We start from the raw sequence: 17,357 nt of genomic DNA, 5'->3' as shown, positions 1-17,357 counted from the left end.
GGAAGGAGTGCCTTTCCTTTTTCAGGGAATTTCACCTGCTTCCTGCGAGAGGATGTAGGTCCGCACCGCCTCCTGGTCCAGCACGGCGTAGCGTTTGACTTCCAGCGAAATCATCCCTTCTTTCGCCAGTTCCTGCAGCATGCGCCAGGCCGTTTCGTACGTGGTGCCGGTATAAGAGGCGATGTCTTGCCGGGTGAGGGGGAAATCGATGTGCCCGTTTTCCGTACCGAATTTTTTCTCGAGATGTAGAAGTGCGGCGGCGATGCGCCCTTTCACGGGCATATGTGCCAGGTTGCGCATGCGTTTTTCAGATTCCTGCAGTTCGCGGGCGTAGAACATCATCAGTTCATATAATAGCGGCGTGTTGACCTGCAGCGTGCTTTGGAAGAAATCCAGGTCGAAATAGCAGACGGTGGAAGTTTCCAGCGCGGTGGCGGAAACGGGGTAGACGAGGTCTGTCCCGATGCCGCGGTGCCCTACGATATCGCCTGCTCCCGCGAAGCGGACGATCAATTCTTTCTCGCGGCCCCATTGCTTGTGCACTTTCATCCCTCCTTCATTAATGAAATAGATACCGTTCACCGGATCGCCTTCGGAAAAGAGCATTTCGCCTTTTTTGAGGGTGAAATTCTTTCTGTGGGTGGCTACGGCAGGCTTCCAGGCCGGCAGGCAAAGTTTGCACAGCAGGCAGGTGTCCATGTTACAGGCTTGTTTGGCGGTTTTCATGTGGCGGCTCGTTGATCTGGGGGGTCAAATTAACATATTCTCTCCATAAAGTCGGGTGCAGATGAACGGTTTCGCCGATGATGATGACCGCCGGGCTTCCCATCCCTGCTTCCGCTGCGGCGTCGGCGATATCGTGGACGCAGCCGGTGATGCAGCGTTCTTCGACCGTGGTGGCCGACTGGATGATGGCAACCGGGGTGGCGGATTTGCCGTTGGCGGAAAAGATGTCCATGATTTCGCGGAGGTGGCCCATGCCCATGAGCACCACAACGGTGGCGGAAGATCGTGCGGCCAGGGCGATGTCTGCCGAGATGTGCCCGCTGCGGGTGGTGCCGGTGGTGATCCAGCAGGATTCGTGGAGGCCGCGGGCCGTGAGCGGAATGCCTTGTGAAGCCGGGGCCGCTACGGCGCTGGTGATGCCTGGAACGGTGGAGACGGGAATGCCCGCTTCGCGGGCGGCGCGTATTTCTTCTTCGGCCCGCCCGAAAAGGAAGGGGTCGCCGCCTTTGAGGCGGACCACATGGCCGTGCGACAGCGCGTAATGAACGATGAGGCGGTTGATTTCTTCCTGGGGAACGGCGTGGCGGCCGGCGCGTTTGCCGACGGAGCGGCAAAGTGCGCCGGGGCGGGCGTAGCGGAGGAGCGCTTCGCTGGCGAGCGCATCATATAATATGACGTCCGCGGTGCGGAGGGTTTTGATCGCTTTCAGGGTGATGAGGTCCGGATCCCCCGGTCCGGCGCCCACAAGACTAAGCATCGGTTGTACCATGGCAAAACAAATTATAAAAATATTTATCTGACATAAATTAAGTGAATCGCTATAAAAATAATAGATCGAAGCGTAAATTCATGATATGAATCATTGTTTAATTTGATTATTTCGATAGTTTTTGCTTGAAAAATTGCTGATTGGTCGTAACAAAGTCTATATAGAAAATATTATAATGTAAATCTTTCAAACTTCCTCCCATGAAAATCGTCGTCATCGGAAACGGCATGGTCGGCTTTAAATTCTGCCGGAAACTCGTTGAAAGGAAAGTCCCCGGCCTGGAGCTCGTCGTCTTCGGCGAAGAGCGCCTCCCCGCCTACGACCGCGTCCACCTCAGCAGCTATTTCGACGGAAAGTCCGCCGCCGACCTCCTCCTCGCTCCCAAGTCCTGGTACACCGACAATGGCGTCCGCCTCCATCTCGGAGACCCCGTCCACCACATCTCCCCCGGCCTCCAGACCGTCACCGCCAAATCCGGCATCACCGAACCGTACGATATCCTCGTATTCGCCACCGGCTCATCCGCCTTCGTTCCGCCTATGCCCGGCACCGATCAGAAAGGCGTGTTCGTTTACCGTACGCTCGACGATCTCGACCACATGAAAACCGCCGCCCGGAAAGCCCGGCGCGCCGCAGTGATCGGCGGCGGCCTCCTCGGGCTGGAAGCCGCCAAATCCTGCCTGGACCTCGGCATCGCAGACACCACCATCGTGGAATATGCGCCCAGGCTCATGCCCCGCCAGATCGACCAGAACGGTTCGGCCATCCTCCAGCAACAACTCGAAACCCTCGGCCTGAAGATCCGCACCAACGCCTACACCACCGCCATCCTCGGAGACGGAACGGCCACCGGCGTCGGGTTCGAAGACGGCTCGTCCATCCCCGCAGATATGATCGTCATTTCTGCCGGCATCCGTCCGCGCGACGAGCTCGCCGCTTCCGCCGGCCTCGAAACCGGATCGCGCGGGGGCATTGTGGTGAATGACCGGATGCAGACCACCCATGCCAACATCTACGCCATCGGCGAATGCGCCCTGTACCAGCACATCATTTACGGCCTCGTGGCGCCGGGTTATGAAATGGCCGACATCGCCATCGACAATATTCTCGGCGGCAACCGCACTTTCGGCGGGTTCGACATGAGCACCAAACTGAAACTCGTAGGCGTAGACGTGGCCAGCTTCGGCGACCCGTTCCCGCCGCCCGATTCCTGCCGCGTGATCGTGTTCGAAGACCAGGTGGCCGGCGTGTACAAGCGCATCAATATGACCGGAGACGGGCAATATCTCCTCGGCGGTATCCTCATCGGCGACGCATCGGCGTACAACATGCTGCTGCAGAAAGTCAAGAATAAAATGAAGATCACCGGCAAGCCGGAAGACGAGCTGCTGGGCGCGCGCTCCACCGGCGAAGCCGCGGCCGGCGCGCTCGGCCTCCCGCCCGACGCCATGATCTGCTCCTGCGAAAGCGTGTCCAAATCCGCGATTTGCCAGGCGGTGGAAGATGGCCACGAAACGTTCAACGCCGTGAAAAAATGTACCGGCGCCTCCACATCCTGCGGTGGATGCGCGCCAATGGTGAAGGACCTCATCACCTACACGCTGAAATCGCAGGGCAAATATGTGCGCAATGTATTGTGCGAGCATTTCGGGTATTCGCGGCAGGAACTGTTCGATCTCATTAAAATCCGCAGCCTGCATAGTTACGACGAGGTGCTGGACAGTATCGGGCACGGAGACGGGTGCGAGGTTTGCAAGCCCGCGGTGTCGTCTATCCTGGCGAGTTTGTGGGGTGATATGATTTTAGCGAAAGGCAACGATACGGCGCAGGATTCCAACGACAGGTATTTAGCCAATATACAGAAAGGAGGCACCTATTCCGTGGTGCCCCGCATCCCCGGAGGGGAGATCACTCCGCAGAAACTCATGGCCATTGGCCGCATCGCGGAGAAATATAATCTATACACCAAAATTACCGGCGGCCAGCGTATCGACATGTTCGGCGCGCACGTCGGCGACCTGCCGCTGATCTGGGAAGAACTGATCGCGGAAGGGTTCGAAAGCGGGCACGCATACGGGAAGGCCCTGCGGACGGTTAAAAGTTGCGTGGGGTCTACCTGGTGCCGCTTCGGGCTGCACGACAGTGTGAGCTATGCCATCAGGGTGGAAGAAAGGTACCGTGGATTGCGGGCGCCGCACAAAATCAAATCCGCCGTTTCGGGATGTATCCGGGAATGCGCGGAGGCGCAGTCGAAAGATTTCGGGATCATCGCCACGGAGAAAGGCTGGAATCTGTACGTCTGCGGGAACGGTGGTTCCAAGCCCCAGCACGCACTGCTACTGGCGGCCGATCTCGATAGCGAAACCTGCATTCAGTACATAGACCGGTTCCTCATGTTCTACATCAAAACCGCCGATCCGCTCACCCGTACCGCTACCTGGCTCAACAAAATGGAAGGCGGCATCGATTACCTGCGGAATGTGGTGGTGAAAGATAGTTTGGGCATCGCCGGGGAACTGGAGCGCGAAATGCAGGCGCTGGTAGACAGTTACAAATGCGAATGGCGCGAAGTGGTGGAAACGCCCGCGCTACGCAAGCGCTTCACGCATTTCGTGGACGCACCGGAAGAAAAAGACCCCAGCGTCAAATTCGAACAACTGCGCGAACAAAAGAAGGCCGTGGAGTGGAAATAAATCATCAACCGAAAAATATATACCATGTCTCCCATCACCAAAGAAAAAACGAACTGGTTCTTCGCCTGTAAAGTGGAGGACGTACCGGCCAACGGCGGGGTTTGCGTCAAGTACAAAAACGAGCAGATCGCATTGTTCCATTTCGCGCGGCGCGGCGAATGGTACGCATCGCAGAATTTATGTCCGCACCGCCGGCAAATGGCGCTCAGCCGCGGGATGATCGGCGCGCAGGCCGGCGAGCCCAAAGTGGCCTGCCCTTTCCACAAGAAAACATTTTCGCTGGCAGACGGGCGCTGCCTTTCCGACGAACACGAATGCGCCATCAAAGTGTATCCCGTAAAGTTGGAAGAAGACAGAATTTATATCGGTGTGGACGGCGGAAAGGAAACTTCGGCCGTGCCTGCCTGAAAGAAAAAGTGAAACCCGGTGGCTTGGCGGCGAACCGGGTCTCGTGACTTCAATTGCTGGAATTAAAATCGTTCAAATGTACAATAAAATGCATTTCCGCTGCGGAACGGCCGTGGCCCTTTTGTTGGGCGGCCTTCCGCTGGCCGGTAAAGCCCAGTTCTCGATCGCGGCGCAACTCCGCACGCGCACCGAGTTCCGCGACGGGCAGGGAGCGCCGCTACCGCGCTCCGCAAAACCGGCGTTCTTCACGTCGCAACGTACCCGCCTTACCGCGGGGTTTACCTCGAACCGCCTCAAATTCGGATTGTCTGTCCAGGACGTCCGGGTTTGGGGCCAGGATGTTTCTACCATCAATAAGACCAGTACCGCCGACAACAACGGGCTAATGGTCCATGAGGCCTGGGCGGAGGTCCGGCTCACCGATACCGCGTCTGCCCACATCTTCAACCTGAAAGTAGGCCGGCAGGAATTGAATTATGACGACGGGCGGCTGCTGGGGAATCTCGACTGGCTGCAACAGGCCCGCCGGCACGATGCGCTCCTGTTCCGCTACGCTTCCGGCGCGTGGACGGCCGATGCGGGTTTCGCATTTAACCAGAACCGCGAAGCAGGCGCGGGAACGCGGTACAACGGCGCGCCTCCGGGCGCATACGCCGCCAACACCAACGGTGGTGCCATGTACAAGGGGTTACAGTATCTGCATGTTTCCCGGAAAAACGCGAACGGCCAAATTTCGCTGCTGGCCCTGGCAGACCAGTTCCCGCGGTACCACGTAGACACCGTGGAATTGAAGCCCGTCAAAACCTGGGACGCCGGCGTGCATTCCCGCTTCACGGCGGCGGTTTTCGCGCAGCAAACGTTCCGGAAGATCACGCTGACCGGTAACGTCGCTTACCAGGGCGGGAAATATGCGGACGGCGGGAAAGTGGATGGATGGCTGCTGTCCGGGCAAGCGTTGTATGCCGTCACACCGAAACTGAAAGCCGGACTGGGTGCGGATTACACAACGGGCGGGAAATCATCCGGCACGTCGAAGGCCTTTGACCCGTTGTACGGAACGCCGCACAAATTCTGGGGGCACATGGATTATTATTACGCCGGCAGCACGTTCGGCGCCACCGGTTTGCAGGATTATTACCTCCGCTTTCTCTACAAGCCCGGCGCGAAATGGGCGCTCCAGGCCGACGGGCACCGCTTCCTGTCCGCCAGCGACGTTGCCGGGCATGGCCGCGATTTCGGATGGGAGGCGGATGTAAATGCCAATTTCGCGCTCACGCCCATGATCAGTTTCGAAGCAGGTTGCAGCTACTATCGCAGCACATCCGCGCTGGCCGTGGCGAAGCAGGTGGCGAACGCCGCGCGTGGCAACCAGTGGGCTTATCTCATGATCAATATCAAACCTTCCTTCCTTCTGAAATAAAATTTTCATCACTTCAAATCTTCTACAATGGACTATAAAAAACCTGCCGAAGTAGCCGGCGCCATGATCCAGGCCGGTATCGACAAAACCCGCATGAGCACGACCGACATGATCGTGAAAGGCATCCTATCCGGCGCGATCCTCGGTTTCGGCACTACCTTCGCGTTCACGGCCACGGTGCAAACGAGCCTCCCGCTCATCGGCGCGGCCATCTTTCCCGCATGTTTCATCATCGTGGTATTGCTGGGGTATGAATTGGTGACGGGGAATTTTGCGGTGATGTCGCTCTCCTGGTTCGCCGGGCAAATTTCGCTGAAGCAGCTCGGTAAGAACTGGGCGATCGTGTACCTCGCCAACCTCGCCGGTGGTCAGCTGTACGCGGGGCTTTTCTGGGCGTCGCTCACGCAGTTCGGGAATGTGGACGGCGGCGCGCTGGGCAAGATGATCTCCGGCGTCGCCGTGGCCAAAACCACCGGCTACGGGCAATTCGGTGCAACGGGGATGTTGACGGTTTTCGTGAAGGGGATTTTGTGCAACTGGATGGTGACGCTGGGCGTGGTGATGGCCATGACGTCCAGTTCTACACTGGGTAAAATCCTGGCGGCCTGGCTGCCGATCTTTATCTTCTTTGCGCAGGGGTTCGAGCACGCGGTGGTGAACATGTTCGTGATCCCGGCGGGTATTTTCATGGGCGCGCCGGTTTCCGCGGGCCAATGGTGGTGGCTGAACCAGGTCCCCGTAACGCTGGGCAATATCGTCGGCGGTGTGATCTTCACGGCGTTGACGTTATACCTCATGCACGGCAAACGCCGGAAAGAGATCCCGGCAGCAACGGCGGGGAGCAGCTCCCGTGCGGAGGTGGCAACGGAGAGCGCACCCGCTTTGCAATGATCAGTTTTTGTCTTTTTCCCGGAAGAAATGCCATCGCAGCCCGGCCATGAACACACGGCCGGGCTGCGATGGCATCAGGTAATCCGTATAACCGGTGAGGTTATCGGCGCTCACATGGAGCGTAAGCCTTTTCTGCAAGAGCGTTTTTTGTACACTGAAGTATAATAGCGTATAACCTTTCACGAACACGTCGTAATGATCGATATATCCATTGTTGTCGACGTCCAGGAAGCCGTATTTGCCGCTGTAAGTTCCACGGAATGACACGCCGAGCCCCCAGCGCGGATGCGCCCACGAAGCCTGCAGGCTGCCCATGTGGCGGCTGCGGTTGGGTAATCCGAAGTAGTCTTTCGTAGTGGCGGCGCGGATGCCGTCTGGCGTGCGCACGGATTTGTAACGCCGGGATTGCTGGCGGATGGAGTCGGTAACGGCGGGATTGCGCGCGTCCAGCAGCTGGTAACCGGCGGATAATTGCAGGTCCGGCGTGATGGAGAATTTCCATCCCGCTTCCACGCCCCGCATCACCACGCGGTCGATGTTGATGTAGGAAAACAGCTGCTGGCCGTTCCGCATGATGCCGACCTGCTCGGTGTTGATGAGATTTTTTAACCGGTGATGGAACGCCCCGGCCTGCCACTCCATCCGGCTCCCCGCGTTCACCGTGATGCCGGCGTTGACGGACGTGGAGGTTTCCGGTTCCAGGTGCCTGACCTGCGACGCGTTGTCCCAAATCTGCGCGACGGTACCGGCCGCTTTCAGTTGCGCGGCTTTTTCCGCGAAGTTATGCGCCCCGATCACCGTGTAACCTTGCTGTATGTTGGTAAACACCTGGTACATCTGCGCGTAGGCCGGCGGTTTGAAACCGTTGCCCAGGGAAGCGCGCAGCGAAAGCCAGCTGGTGGGGCTGAATCGCGCGCCGGCACTGAGGTTCAGCCGTCCGCCGTAATCGGAATTGCCATCGTACCGGAGGCCTGCCGTGAGGCGGAATTTTTCGGCGGAAGCGAGCTCGCCCTGCAGGTATGCGAAATATCCACTCATATTATTCCGGATGTCCGCGCCGGGATTGCGGTACGATTGCCTGTCGCCGCCCATGCCGCCGAGAAACGTGACCGGCAGGTGATCAAGCCGGTTTTCTGCCTGCACTTCCAGCCGGTGGATCTGCTGGAAGAAATCGTTTTCCTGGAGGATGCGCCCGTTTTCCTGTAGTGTCACGGTTTGGCGGGTATCGTAGCCCGTGTAGTAGTACCGGGCCAGCAGCGTGGTGGAGCGCGAGGCCTGGTGGCGGAGGTTCAGCCCGGCGTTGAGGTCTTGCTCGCGGAGGTGATCGTTGAAAGGTTGCGCGCCGTACGACCGGAACATGTCAGACGTTCTGCCGGCCACGCGCAGGCGCGCCTGCAAGGAGGTGCGGCCGCTGAACCGCCACTGGCCGCGCGCCTGGCCAGAGATGCTTGAGTATGGAGGGGAAGTTTTCCCTTCCTTGAGGTACTCGGTGTTGGCGTTGAATCCGGCTGTTTTGTAAAAGTTGCCCGAAACGGAAACGAAGCCTTTATTGTGCTTGAAGGGAGCCTCCGCGCTGAGGTTCGCATCCGTGGTCTGGTACGTGCCAAACCGGAGGCCCGCCGTGGCCTGCGCCTTCCGGACCGCCTGGCGGGTGATGATGTTGATGACGCCGCCCAATGCTTCCGAGCCGTATAAACTGCTCGCCGCTCCCTTGATCACTTCGATCCGTTCCACATCGCCCACGCCGATGCGCGAAAGGTCGAAATTGCCGGCCAGGCGCCCCGTCATGGGTTGCCCGTCGATCAGGATGAGCACATATTCCGAGCTGAACCCCTGCAACTGGATCCCCACGCTGCGGTTGCCGCTTCCGAGATCGGGGACGATAGCCATACCGGTTTGTTCGCGCAGCACTTCATCGAGCCGGCGGCTGCCCGCCAGTTGAATGGATTGGCGGGAAATAACGAGCGTGGGCGCGGTTTGCCGGCCGATGGCGATGAGATCGTCCGGTTTTCGGAGGGGATTTTCCGTGACTTCGTGGGTACGCAGCGTGCGCACGGCCGGCGTGGTGTCGGTGCGCGGGCCCTGTGCGGATGCGGCGGCGCATGCCAGGAGGAACGGGAGCAGGAGAGATCGCTGAAGATGCATATCGTGCGCAAAGGTCGGGCTGAATATTGACCGGTAGCGGAGAAAGGGTTACCCGGGGCGGAGGTTCTTCGCTCATCCCCGGAAAAAGATTTACCATATCCGGAAATTCAAAACCGAGGAATGGCGCAACCGCGCGGGTCTTCCCGATCCGATCATTTGCCGTTCCCGATTACGGGCTGTTTTCTTGGCATGATGGTTTAATATTGCCTGATCCAGCCCATTCTCCGTTTGCCTGCACAACCCGTACATATCATCCCTTCCTGCCGGTTCGACATCCGCAACCCCGGCCAGTTCCGTGAACGCCGCCGCGAGCTCGCGGAAGACGGCCACACCGGTTCCGTATTTGAAATGCTGAGCCCTGACGGCATCAATTTCGGCTACTACAATCTCCGTTCGCGCAATGCCGGCGAGATCGTCATCCGCAACACCACGCCGTTTTTCCAGATGAGTTACACGGTCAGCGGCACCAAAAGCTATTCCGCCCACGGCGGAACGGGCAAGCTCGCATCGCTGGACCGCCATCAATACAACTACCTTTTCTTCCCGGAAGACGACATCCACATGCAATGGCCCGCCCATGAGCAGCTCGAGATCTTCGAACTGGGCGTGAGCCCCGACCTGGTGTTACAGGCCATGCCGCAGGAGCATCCGTTGTACCCGGTTTTTTCAGGCAGCATCGAACGGAACGAGCCTGCGGCCATCAGCGCCGTGAACCTTCCGCTGCAATCATCCATCAGCACGATCCTGTACGATATGCTGCATTGCCCGCTGGAAGGGCGTTACAAGCAACTGTTCCTGAAAGCGAAAACCATCGAGCTGCTGGCCATCCAACTGGCGCAATATGAGCAGATGGCCGGCGTGCGCCCCAGCGAGAACGCACGGTCGCTGCGGAAAGAAGATGTGGAAAGGATGCACCTCGCCCGGGAAATCATTGCATCGAACATACACAGTCCCTGTACGCTGATAGACCTGGCGCACCAGGTGGGCACGAACGACGCCTATCTGAAAAGCCATTTCAAACAGGTGTTCGGCACAACCGTGTACGGTTATTTGCAGGGCATCAAGATGGCGCATGCGCGGGAATTGCTGGGGCAGGGGAAACAGGTCTCTGAAGTGGCGTACCTCTCGGGTTACAAACATACCGCGCATTTTACGCGGGCGTTCAAAAAATATTTCGGCTACGCGCCGGGGCGGATCAAAGGCTGACCCGAAAAGGAAACGCCGCGAAACGGAGGCAATGAAAAACCTCCGCCACGCGGCGTTCCGGCATCTGCGAAAGTACCGGCCTAGGTGGCCAGCCAGTAAAAGATGGCAAGCCACACGAGGCCCTTCACGAGGAAGAAAATGAATCCCCAGAAGCCCAGTCTTTTCAGCCATTTCAGGATGGCCTCCTTATTGGGTGCTTTCATGATCGCCTATTCGCTGATGACGCGGTAAATCTTGAAGTCGCTGGACATGGGAGCCGGGCGCCCCTCCGCCTTGGCCTTGGCCAGCTCGTCGAACCCGCGCTGGTGGCCTGCGGTGAACGCCGGAGATTTCATCCAGTCGCGGAATGCCTGTTCCGTCTCCCAATAGCTGACGATCAGGTAGGCGTCTCCCGCTTTCTCCGGCCGCAGCACGTGCATGTTGACGAAACCGGGCATGGTATCTATCGCATGCGCGCGGCTGGCGAATAATTGCTCGAAACGATCCCTGAAATCGTCGTTACAGGTAATGTAGTTAATGGCAACGTAGTGGTTTATCATGATTTGTCAATTTAACGTCATAAAGATACTGATGTCATCGAATTGTCACGTATCTCCCGCGGAATTTCGCTTACCCGAAACGGAACATTCCCGGAATTCCTGAATAGGTTGGTCTTTTTCCCGAAGTGGTCAGCAGCTGTCCTCAATTTTGCAGCCTAACCAGCGACCAATGAAATTACGAATATTGATTATATCGGCGGGCGTCCTGCTCGCCGCCTGCGGTAAAAGCAGCAACGACAAGCCCGCTCCCACGGGCCCGGCCAGCACCCTCATTTCCGACCTGCAGGCAGATACCGGCGCTTCCGTGGGCGAGCCGGAAGAAGGCAAGGAGCAACGGCCTTTCTATTCCCTCACTTTCAGCTTTACCACCCAACGATCGCGGCTCATCAAATCGAAAGCCGATTCCATCCAATATCTGAAGAATACGGATTGGGACATCGCGTTTACGCAGGAATACAATTCCTACGTGGTGGTGAACAACGGCGCCTTTACCGGAACGCCCGGGGCGGGCGGGCCGGGCAAAGGCGCGATGGTTATCGTTGAGAAGCCGTACGACCAGGTTACCGAAGCGCCGTCTGACGAAACGTTCGAGAACAACGGTGTTCACGGCGTGGGTTGGGACAGCGGGAACGGGTATGGCTGGTTTTTCTATTCCCTCAGCAATCACATTTGCGTGCCGGTCAAAAACCGAACATTCGTGCTGCGGACGGCCAGCGGGAAGTATGCCAAGCTGGCATTGCTCAATATTTACAAGGGCAATCCTCCTGTGGTGACGGACCTTTTCTGGCCCGCACCCTACCTCACTTTCAAATATTTCGTGCAGACCGACGGGAGCCGCCGGCTGAACACTTCCAACTAACGAAACCATGAACACAAAACTGTTGGGCCTGCTGGCGATCGCATTGCTGGCGGCCTGTTCCAAAGACGATGCGCCCCCCGGGCCCGAAGAGCCGGGCGGGAGCGCAGGCAACCCCGTGAAAACGGGCACCTACCGCGTCGTGAACCTCGTGGCCGACACCAACGCCACATCCGCCGGAGATGCGGTTTCCCTCTACTATAGTCTCGAAGAGAACAGGGTGGTCCCCGCTTCGCAGCGGCAGACCGGGAACTGGGACATCGTTTTTTACGGGATTTACAATTCCAGCGTTTACCCCAATAACGGGAACGCCGTGGGTTCGCCGGGGTTCGGCGGACCGGGGAAGGCGGAAATCGCCGTGATCGTGGACCGCAAGTTTGACGTGGCGTATTATGATACCACCCACTTCAAACCGACCCAGCTGCCCATTCCCGCTGCGTTGTGGAGCGAGGCGTATAACAAAGTGACGACGGTGCCCGCGGGCCTGCGGTTCGTTACGCGCGACATCGGGCTCGATCACTTCCTCGGCGGGTTCGATGGCTGGGGGTATTATGATTTCTACGGAAGCCTCTTCCCCGGCAATCCGCAGAAGGCGCACGTCGTGTATACGATGCCGCGCGTGCTCATCGTCAAAACCCACAAAGGCCGGTACGCCAAACTCATCATGGAAAGCATTTACAAAGACAGTCCGGCGAACCCCGACCGCACCCACAAGCCTGGTTACATCACGTTCCGTTATTCCATCCAGATGGATGGTTCCACCAACTTGAACATCCCATGAAATACATCTATTCCCTTTTGCTGACGGGCGGGCTTTTTGCCTGCACGAAGACGGATATTACCGACGCGGCGCCCGAGCCGGCGGACCGCATCGAGTCGTTCCGTATCACCAACGTCCAGGGCGATCCTGTCGAAGCCGCCATTTCCGACCGAGATGGTACCATCACCCTCTACCTGCCTTCCTACCGGCAACTGACCATCCTGGAACCGGCGATCACGCTGCCGGCGGGCACTACCGTTTCGCCAGCTTCCGGCACTTTGGTGGAAGATGTTTTCGGCGCCATCCGCACCAACCGCAATATCATATATACTGTGACTGCGAAGAACGGCAGCAAGCGCGATTACAAACTCCTGGTCCGCACCCAGCAACCTGATGTTACGCTGGAAGAACTGAGCACGGTGGACGATATCCGGGAGTATACCATCAACACGAAAGATCCATATTCCAATTTCGTCATTTACCTGAAAGGGACGGGTTTTCTCGAGAATAATGAACTGATGCGCGTGGCGCCGGTGGATGGATCGGGGAAGGAGCTGCCGGCATTCCTGTTGTCGACCACGCATTTGGGGAGCCTGTACCAGGTGAGCCCCTACCTCGACCAGTCTGAGCAGCTAAAACCTTTGCTGGACGCGCTTCCGGCAACGGGGCTGTATCGTCTGCGGGTGTATGTGTACGGCCGCGTGAAAACATTGCAATATCCCATCCGAATCAACAAACAGTAAAAATGAGAATCGCATATATCATGAGCATCGGCCTGTTGCTGGCCGCGTGCAAGAAGGAAACCAGGCAGGCGCCGTCGCCCCACGCCAGGATCGCAGGATTTACGGTGGAAGCGGGCGATGAAATAATGTCGGCCGCCATGTCGGGAGACAGTATCCTCGTTTATTGGCCGTCTTACCTGCCCGCGCCGTCGACTATTGAGCCGGTGATCGCCGTGTCTGACGGGGCAGTTGTGCGCCCGGCGTCGGGTGCGGCTGTTCCTTTCCGGACGGGAACGGCATATACCGTAAAAGCGCAAAGCGGGCTGGAAAAGAAATATTATTTGAAGGTGGTGATGAACCAGGCGCCCATCCAGATCGATGAAACCGGTTCCTATATGGCGGTCCGCGGTGGGGAATGTGTGGTGGATATCGGATCGTCCATGCGTTATTTCGAACCCGATATTACCAAAACGAGCCTCTACATCATTGATACGCCCGGTACGGCCACCAGGCTCGATATCGAATTCTTCAAGCCGCACAACGGCGTTCCCAATATGCGGATCAGGGTGCCTGCGGCCGGTGTGAAGCCGGGCGCCTACAAAGTGCGCATCACCAGCGGCGCGCAATCCCGCACTACGGAAAACCATGTATTCGGCGTGCTATATCCCGACAGCGAGAAGCCCAGGCCGGCCGGTCTCGCCGCCGATGTGACGGTGAAACGCGGCGAGACGATCACTTTCACCGGTCAAAATTACTTCGACCTGAAAGAAGCCGTCGCTTATACCTACGACGAGAATTACAACGAAAAGCCGATCACCAACCTCACGCTGGTGAGCAGCACGGCTACATCCGCCACCTACCGGATTCCCGCTGATTTCCCGGCCGGCACTTACCAGTTCGGCGACTGGGGCCCCGGCGCGCTGGGGATCCGCCTGCGCATTACCGACTTTTCCGGCTGGTGGAGCTGGAATGGCAACCGGAAGAACTACGTGGAAGTGACCGGTTTCGTGAAATTCACCGTTACGCCCTGATGCATTTAACACCCTTTTCAATATTGTTTCACCCACAAACCCAATCATCGCAATGATTACCATGAAGAAAACCCTTCGTTCTGCCGGCGGCCTGCTCGTCGTTGCATTGTTCCTTGCGTCCTGTTCGAAAAACAGCGACGTGGCGGCCCCTGAAACTTCCCGCATTCCGGCGGGTAGCATCGGTGTGGCCGTGACCATTCCTGACGGTACGAGCCAGGCCATTACCGGGCCCGGAGTAACGTCGGGCACCATCGCGCGCAGCGGGTCGCTGTATACGGTGACCAATTTCAAACAAGCCTATAGTACTGGCCCGGGCCAGCCTGCGGACGGCAATTTTTACTGGCGTTTTTCCGTGAATGAGGCCGGCACCCCATCCACGCTGGAAGTGAAATTTACCGGTATCGCCACGGGAGACATTATCCCGCGGGATTCCATCAAGTACATCGACAAATCGTTCGCTTCCGTTGTGGCGGCGGATTGGGCATCGGGTACACTTCCCGGCGCGTCCCCGGCCGGGAGCAACGTGATCGGCATGAACAACGTGACCGGTACGGGCATTCCGCCCGGCGTATTGGCTTACGCGAACGGGAAAGGATGGTATACGTATGGCTGGAGCACCGGGCATACCGTTACCCCGGTTGCCGGAAGGACGTTGCTGATCAAGGTGGGGACTGTCTTATGGAAGATGCAGGTGACGTCCATTTACCAGAATGGCGTGACGGGCGGGGCGTTCCCGTATTATAATTTTGTGTACCAGGGGTTGTAGTATTTTTTTAGTCTCAGGAATCGACCGGTCATGGGGGGAGCCCTGTGGCCGGTTTTTTCAAGTAGCTGAATATGCTGATTTAATACATTCAATGAATTGGGCCAGCGAAAGTATCCGGCCATTATACTCCGGGGGGAAACTTTTCAAATAAGGTCTGGGAACTACGAGACAAACATTGGCATTGTACATTTCATTTAATTGATTCAATGAAATGCCCTGTTGCAAGGTGAACAAATGTTTTGTAGGGATATAATCTGCTTCATTAAGTATTTGTCTCCAGCGGTCCTTGCAGGTGGTTTTAGAGGCAAGCATGAAAATTTTATTTCTGTCAAACGATGGATCAGAGTAGGATGAACTATCCGGGAAAAGGAAATCAGGTTTTTTGTTGCCCTCTGTGATAGCTTGTGTGCTAAATGGAAGTTTGGCTGTCTGGAAGATGGTGGCCAAATGATGCTCCAGTGATTTACCTGCCCTGCTTTTTCGTCTATTCAGAATAGTATTTGAAACTTCAACTAGTTCTTCAACTGTCTTGAATGGCGATGCGATTCTGTTTGCATACACTTCATTTTCAATATTCCTGAAGAGTGAATATTCTGCTTCTATTAATTCAATCAAATAGCTGTCAGGGTCAGCGATAATATCCTTCGCATTTCTTTTGTTTGACTGGTCAACGCAGTTTTTTGCGGCGTTAGCCAATGCAGATGTTGAAGGAAAATTGTTTCTTAATGTTTGAACGAACTTTTTAAAGCATATTTCCAGTATTTGTTTGGCGTCAGGTGTCGAGGCATGAGTTATAATTTTATTGTTATCAAGAGGTGAGAGATTTAAACTCGCCTGAAAAGTTTCGATTTCATGCTCCGTAGATAAAACATATGCATGATAATGCAGTTCATCAATTTTACCTATAACAAGCAGATCTCCAATGTGTTGGTCGTTCAAATAAGGAAAATCCTTGCCAAATCGGGTAATTCTGTATTCATTTCTTGTGCCTACGCCATAATAAATAAATCTACTAGCGGTTTCAAAGTTATCTTGCCACGTGATGGTTACAAATTTATCCCTGTTTGCGCCTTTTTCACCCTGTTTATCAAACAACAATGGCCATGCACTCTGGTGAATATGGAAGCCCTGTTGATGCCCTCCTGTGGCGCCAACATCGTTGGGGGTAATGAATTTTGAATAAGCAATTTCAGCTTTCTGAGCTAATGTAATTGCATTCTCAAGATGATTATCCATTTATTTTTAGTAGTTCTTTTACTAGCTGTTTACCGACAGCCTGGATAAGAGGTACGGTAACGGAATTGCCAAACTGCTTATAGGCTTGTGTGTCTGAAACAGGAATAACAAAACCGTCAGGGAATCCCTGCAATCTGGCGCATTCACGGGGGGTCAATCTTCTAGGATTGGACTTGCTTTGCGGTATCAGGATTTCTGAACCGTCTTTATAGTAGCGGGCAGATAATGTGCGTGATATACTTTCCGGATCTATCAAACCGAAACCGAAACCATTTCCCTTTGCCTTATGCTTGTCGGCATATGCTCTTAAATAAGCCCAGAGCTTGTCTGAAAGTGTGTATTTGGGATCGATATCGGATTCGAGAATATCTTTTATTGTATGCTTTACTTCTGGTAATTTCGGGAACTCGAAGTGCAAGCCTTTTTCTACAAGATCATTTCTTAAACCGACAATGATAATTCTCTCCCGATGCTGTGGCACGAAATGTTTGCCATCCAGTATTCGATGGAAAAGCGTGTATCCGAGTTCTTTTAACGTTTTATCAATGATGCGAAATGTGTTTCCCTTATCATGAGAAGCAAGGTTCTTGACATTTTCGAGCATAAACGCTGAAGGTTTTTTCTCCTTCAATATTCGGGCGATGTCGAAAAAAAGGGTGCCTTGGGTTTCATCAAGAAAGCCGTGCTTCCTTCCCAAAGCATTCTTCTTACTTACTCCTGCGATTGAAAATGGCTGGCAAGGAAAGCCTGCTAACAGAATATCGTGATCGGGAATACGTTTCTCGTCAATTTTGGTAATGTCGCCAAATGGAACTTCTCCGTAGTTGGCTTCATAAGTCCGTTTGGCATAATTATTCCATTCGCTTGTAAAAACACATTTGCCCCCCAGGTTTTGATAAGCGAGCCGAATCCCGCCAATTCCCGCAAAGAGATCAATAAATTTAAACTTGTGAGATTTGGGGGGAGGGAAGGGTATGTCAAACGAGTTAGGAATGAACAACTGCCCGGGATCATTAACCTCATCCAGAATCTCAACTTGCAGATATTGTTTTGCTTCATCTAAAAAATAGCCAGATACGCCATTTTTGTGATTTTGCCAGTAATGTGTCAGATTTGCAAATCCATCATTAAGGTGCTTGTCAATTTTTATATTTAGTTTATTTTTAATGTCGTTATATGAAGTCATTTG

At 55.4% G+C, this 17,357-nt stretch carries 17 protein-coding genes; 10 read left to right on the top strand and 7 right to left on the bottom strand.

The window, feature by feature from the left end:
• Positions 1-21 precede the first annotated feature (21 nt).
• Positions 22-726 carry a Crp/Fnr family transcriptional regulator gene (locus EJ361_RS12335; protein ID WP_126245921.1) on the bottom strand — a complete coding sequence of 235 codons (705 nt, stop codon included), beginning with the start codon at positions 724-726 and terminating at the stop codon, positions 22-24.
• On the bottom strand, positions 701-1,495 hold the full coding sequence (gene cobA / locus EJ361_RS12330; RefSeq protein ID WP_126245920.1) for a uroporphyrinogen-III C-methyltransferase: 795 nt from the start codon (positions 1,493-1,495) through the stop codon (positions 701-703). Before cobA ends, EJ361_RS12335 begins: the two co-directional genes overlap by 26 nt.
• A 200-nt stretch (positions 1,496-1,695) precedes the next feature.
• On the opposite strand from cobA, the gene nirB reads away from it, so the two are divergent.
• From nirB to EJ361_RS12310, 4 genes are all read left to right on the top strand, one after another.
• A complete protein-coding gene (nirB, locus tag EJ361_RS12325) occupies positions 1,696-4,188 on the top strand; it encodes a nitrite reductase large subunit NirB (RefSeq protein WP_126245919.1) in 2,493 nt (830 codons plus the stop codon).
• A 24-nt stretch (positions 4,189-4,212) separates the two neighbouring features.
• A complete protein-coding gene (gene nirD / locus EJ361_RS12320) occupies positions 4,213-4,596 on the top strand; it encodes a nitrite reductase small subunit NirD (protein WP_126245918.1) in 384 nt (127 codons plus the stop codon).
• A 76-nt stretch (positions 4,597-4,672) separates the two neighbouring features.
• Complete coding sequence (locus tag EJ361_RS12315; protein WP_240646619.1) at positions 4,673-6,016, top strand: alginate export family protein; 1,344 nt, start codon at positions 4,673-4,675, stop codon at positions 6,014-6,016.
• Positions 6,017-6,043: 27 nt separating this feature from the next.
• Positions 6,044-6,907, top strand: a complete 864-nt coding sequence (locus EJ361_RS12310) for a formate/nitrite transporter family protein (protein ID WP_126245917.1) — start codon at positions 6,044-6,046, stop codon at positions 6,905-6,907.
• Here EJ361_RS12310 and EJ361_RS12305 read toward each other — a convergent pair whose 3' ends face one another.
• Positions 6,908-9,052 carry a TonB-dependent receptor plug domain-containing protein gene (locus EJ361_RS12305; RefSeq protein ID WP_126245916.1) on the bottom strand — a complete coding sequence of 715 codons (2,145 nt, stop codon included), beginning with the start codon at positions 9,050-9,052 and terminating at the stop codon, positions 6,908-6,910.
• A gap of 228 nt (positions 9,053-9,280) precedes the next feature.
• Here EJ361_RS12305 and EJ361_RS12300 point away from each other — a divergent pair, with 228 nt between their 5' ends.
• Complete coding sequence (locus EJ361_RS12300) at positions 9,281-10,258, top strand: helix-turn-helix transcriptional regulator (RefSeq protein ID WP_126245915.1); 978 nt, start codon at positions 9,281-9,283, stop codon at positions 10,256-10,258.
• Between the two features lie 80 nt (positions 10,259-10,338).
• Here the strand turns inward: EJ361_RS12300 and EJ361_RS12295 are convergent, their stop codons facing one another.
• The gene (locus tag EJ361_RS12295) at positions 10,339-10,461 is read right to left on the bottom strand and encodes an alanyl-tRNA synthetase (RefSeq protein ID WP_126245914.1); all 123 of its coding nucleotides are present in this window, start codon (positions 10,459-10,461) and stop codon (positions 10,339-10,341) included.
• Positions 10,462-10,467: 6 nt separating this feature from the next.
• Positions 10,468-10,797 carry an antibiotic biosynthesis monooxygenase family protein gene (locus EJ361_RS12290; protein ID WP_126245913.1) on the bottom strand — a complete coding sequence of 110 codons (330 nt, stop codon included), beginning with the start codon at positions 10,795-10,797 and terminating at the stop codon, positions 10,468-10,470.
• A gap of 169 nt (positions 10,798-10,966) precedes the next feature.
• Here EJ361_RS12290 and EJ361_RS12285 point away from each other — a divergent pair, with 169 nt between their 5' ends.
• The 5 genes from EJ361_RS12285 to EJ361_RS12265 all read left to right on the top strand — a co-directional run bounded on the left by EJ361_RS12285 (position 10,967) and on the right by EJ361_RS12265 (position 14,932).
• Positions 10,967-11,656, top strand: coding sequence for an HmuY family protein (locus EJ361_RS12285; protein ID WP_126245912.1), 690 nt, complete (start codon positions 10,967-10,969; stop codon positions 11,654-11,656).
• A 7-nt stretch (positions 11,657-11,663) separates the two neighbouring features.
• Positions 11,664-12,434: an HmuY family protein gene (locus EJ361_RS12280; RefSeq protein WP_126245911.1), complete on the top strand. Its 771-nt coding sequence runs from the start codon at positions 11,664-11,666 to the stop codon at positions 12,432-12,434.
• Positions 12,431-13,156 carry a hypothetical protein gene (locus EJ361_RS12275; RefSeq protein WP_126245910.1) on the top strand — a complete coding sequence of 242 codons (726 nt, stop codon included), beginning with the start codon at positions 12,431-12,433 and terminating at the stop codon, positions 13,154-13,156. Before EJ361_RS12280 ends, EJ361_RS12275 begins: the two co-directional genes overlap by 4 nt.
• A 2-nt stretch (positions 13,157-13,158) precedes the next feature.
• The gene (locus EJ361_RS12270; protein ID WP_126245909.1) at positions 13,159-14,166 is read left to right on the top strand and encodes a hypothetical protein; all 1,008 of its coding nucleotides are present in this window, start codon (positions 13,159-13,161) and stop codon (positions 14,164-14,166) included.
• Between the two features lie 61 nt (positions 14,167-14,227).
• The gene (locus EJ361_RS12265; protein ID WP_126245908.1) at positions 14,228-14,932 is read left to right on the top strand and encodes a DcrB/PsbP domain-containing protein; all 705 of its coding nucleotides are present in this window, start codon (positions 14,228-14,230) and stop codon (positions 14,930-14,932) included.
• A gap of 57 nt (positions 14,933-14,989) precedes the next feature.
• On the opposite strand, the gene EJ361_RS12260 is transcribed toward EJ361_RS12265, so the two are convergent.
• The gene (locus EJ361_RS12260; RefSeq protein ID WP_126245907.1) at positions 14,990-16,168 is read right to left on the bottom strand and encodes a type II restriction endonuclease; all 1,179 of its coding nucleotides are present in this window, start codon (positions 16,166-16,168) and stop codon (positions 14,990-14,992) included.
• On the bottom strand, positions 16,161-17,354 hold the full coding sequence (gene dcm / locus EJ361_RS12255; protein WP_126245906.1) for a DNA (cytosine-5-)-methyltransferase: 1,194 nt from the start codon (positions 17,352-17,354) through the stop codon (positions 16,161-16,163). Before dcm ends, EJ361_RS12260 begins: the two co-directional genes overlap by 8 nt.
• Positions 17,355-17,357 lie beyond the last annotated feature (3 nt).

The sequence above is a fragment of the Chitinophaga rhizosphaerae genome (assembly GCF_003958645.1).
Classification (GTDB): domain Bacteria; phylum Bacteroidota; class Bacteroidia; order Chitinophagales; family Chitinophagaceae; genus Chitinophaga; species Chitinophaga rhizosphaerae.
The sequence above is the reverse complement of the archived record's forward strand: the minus strand, read 5'-3'. Positions and strand labels throughout refer to the sequence as shown.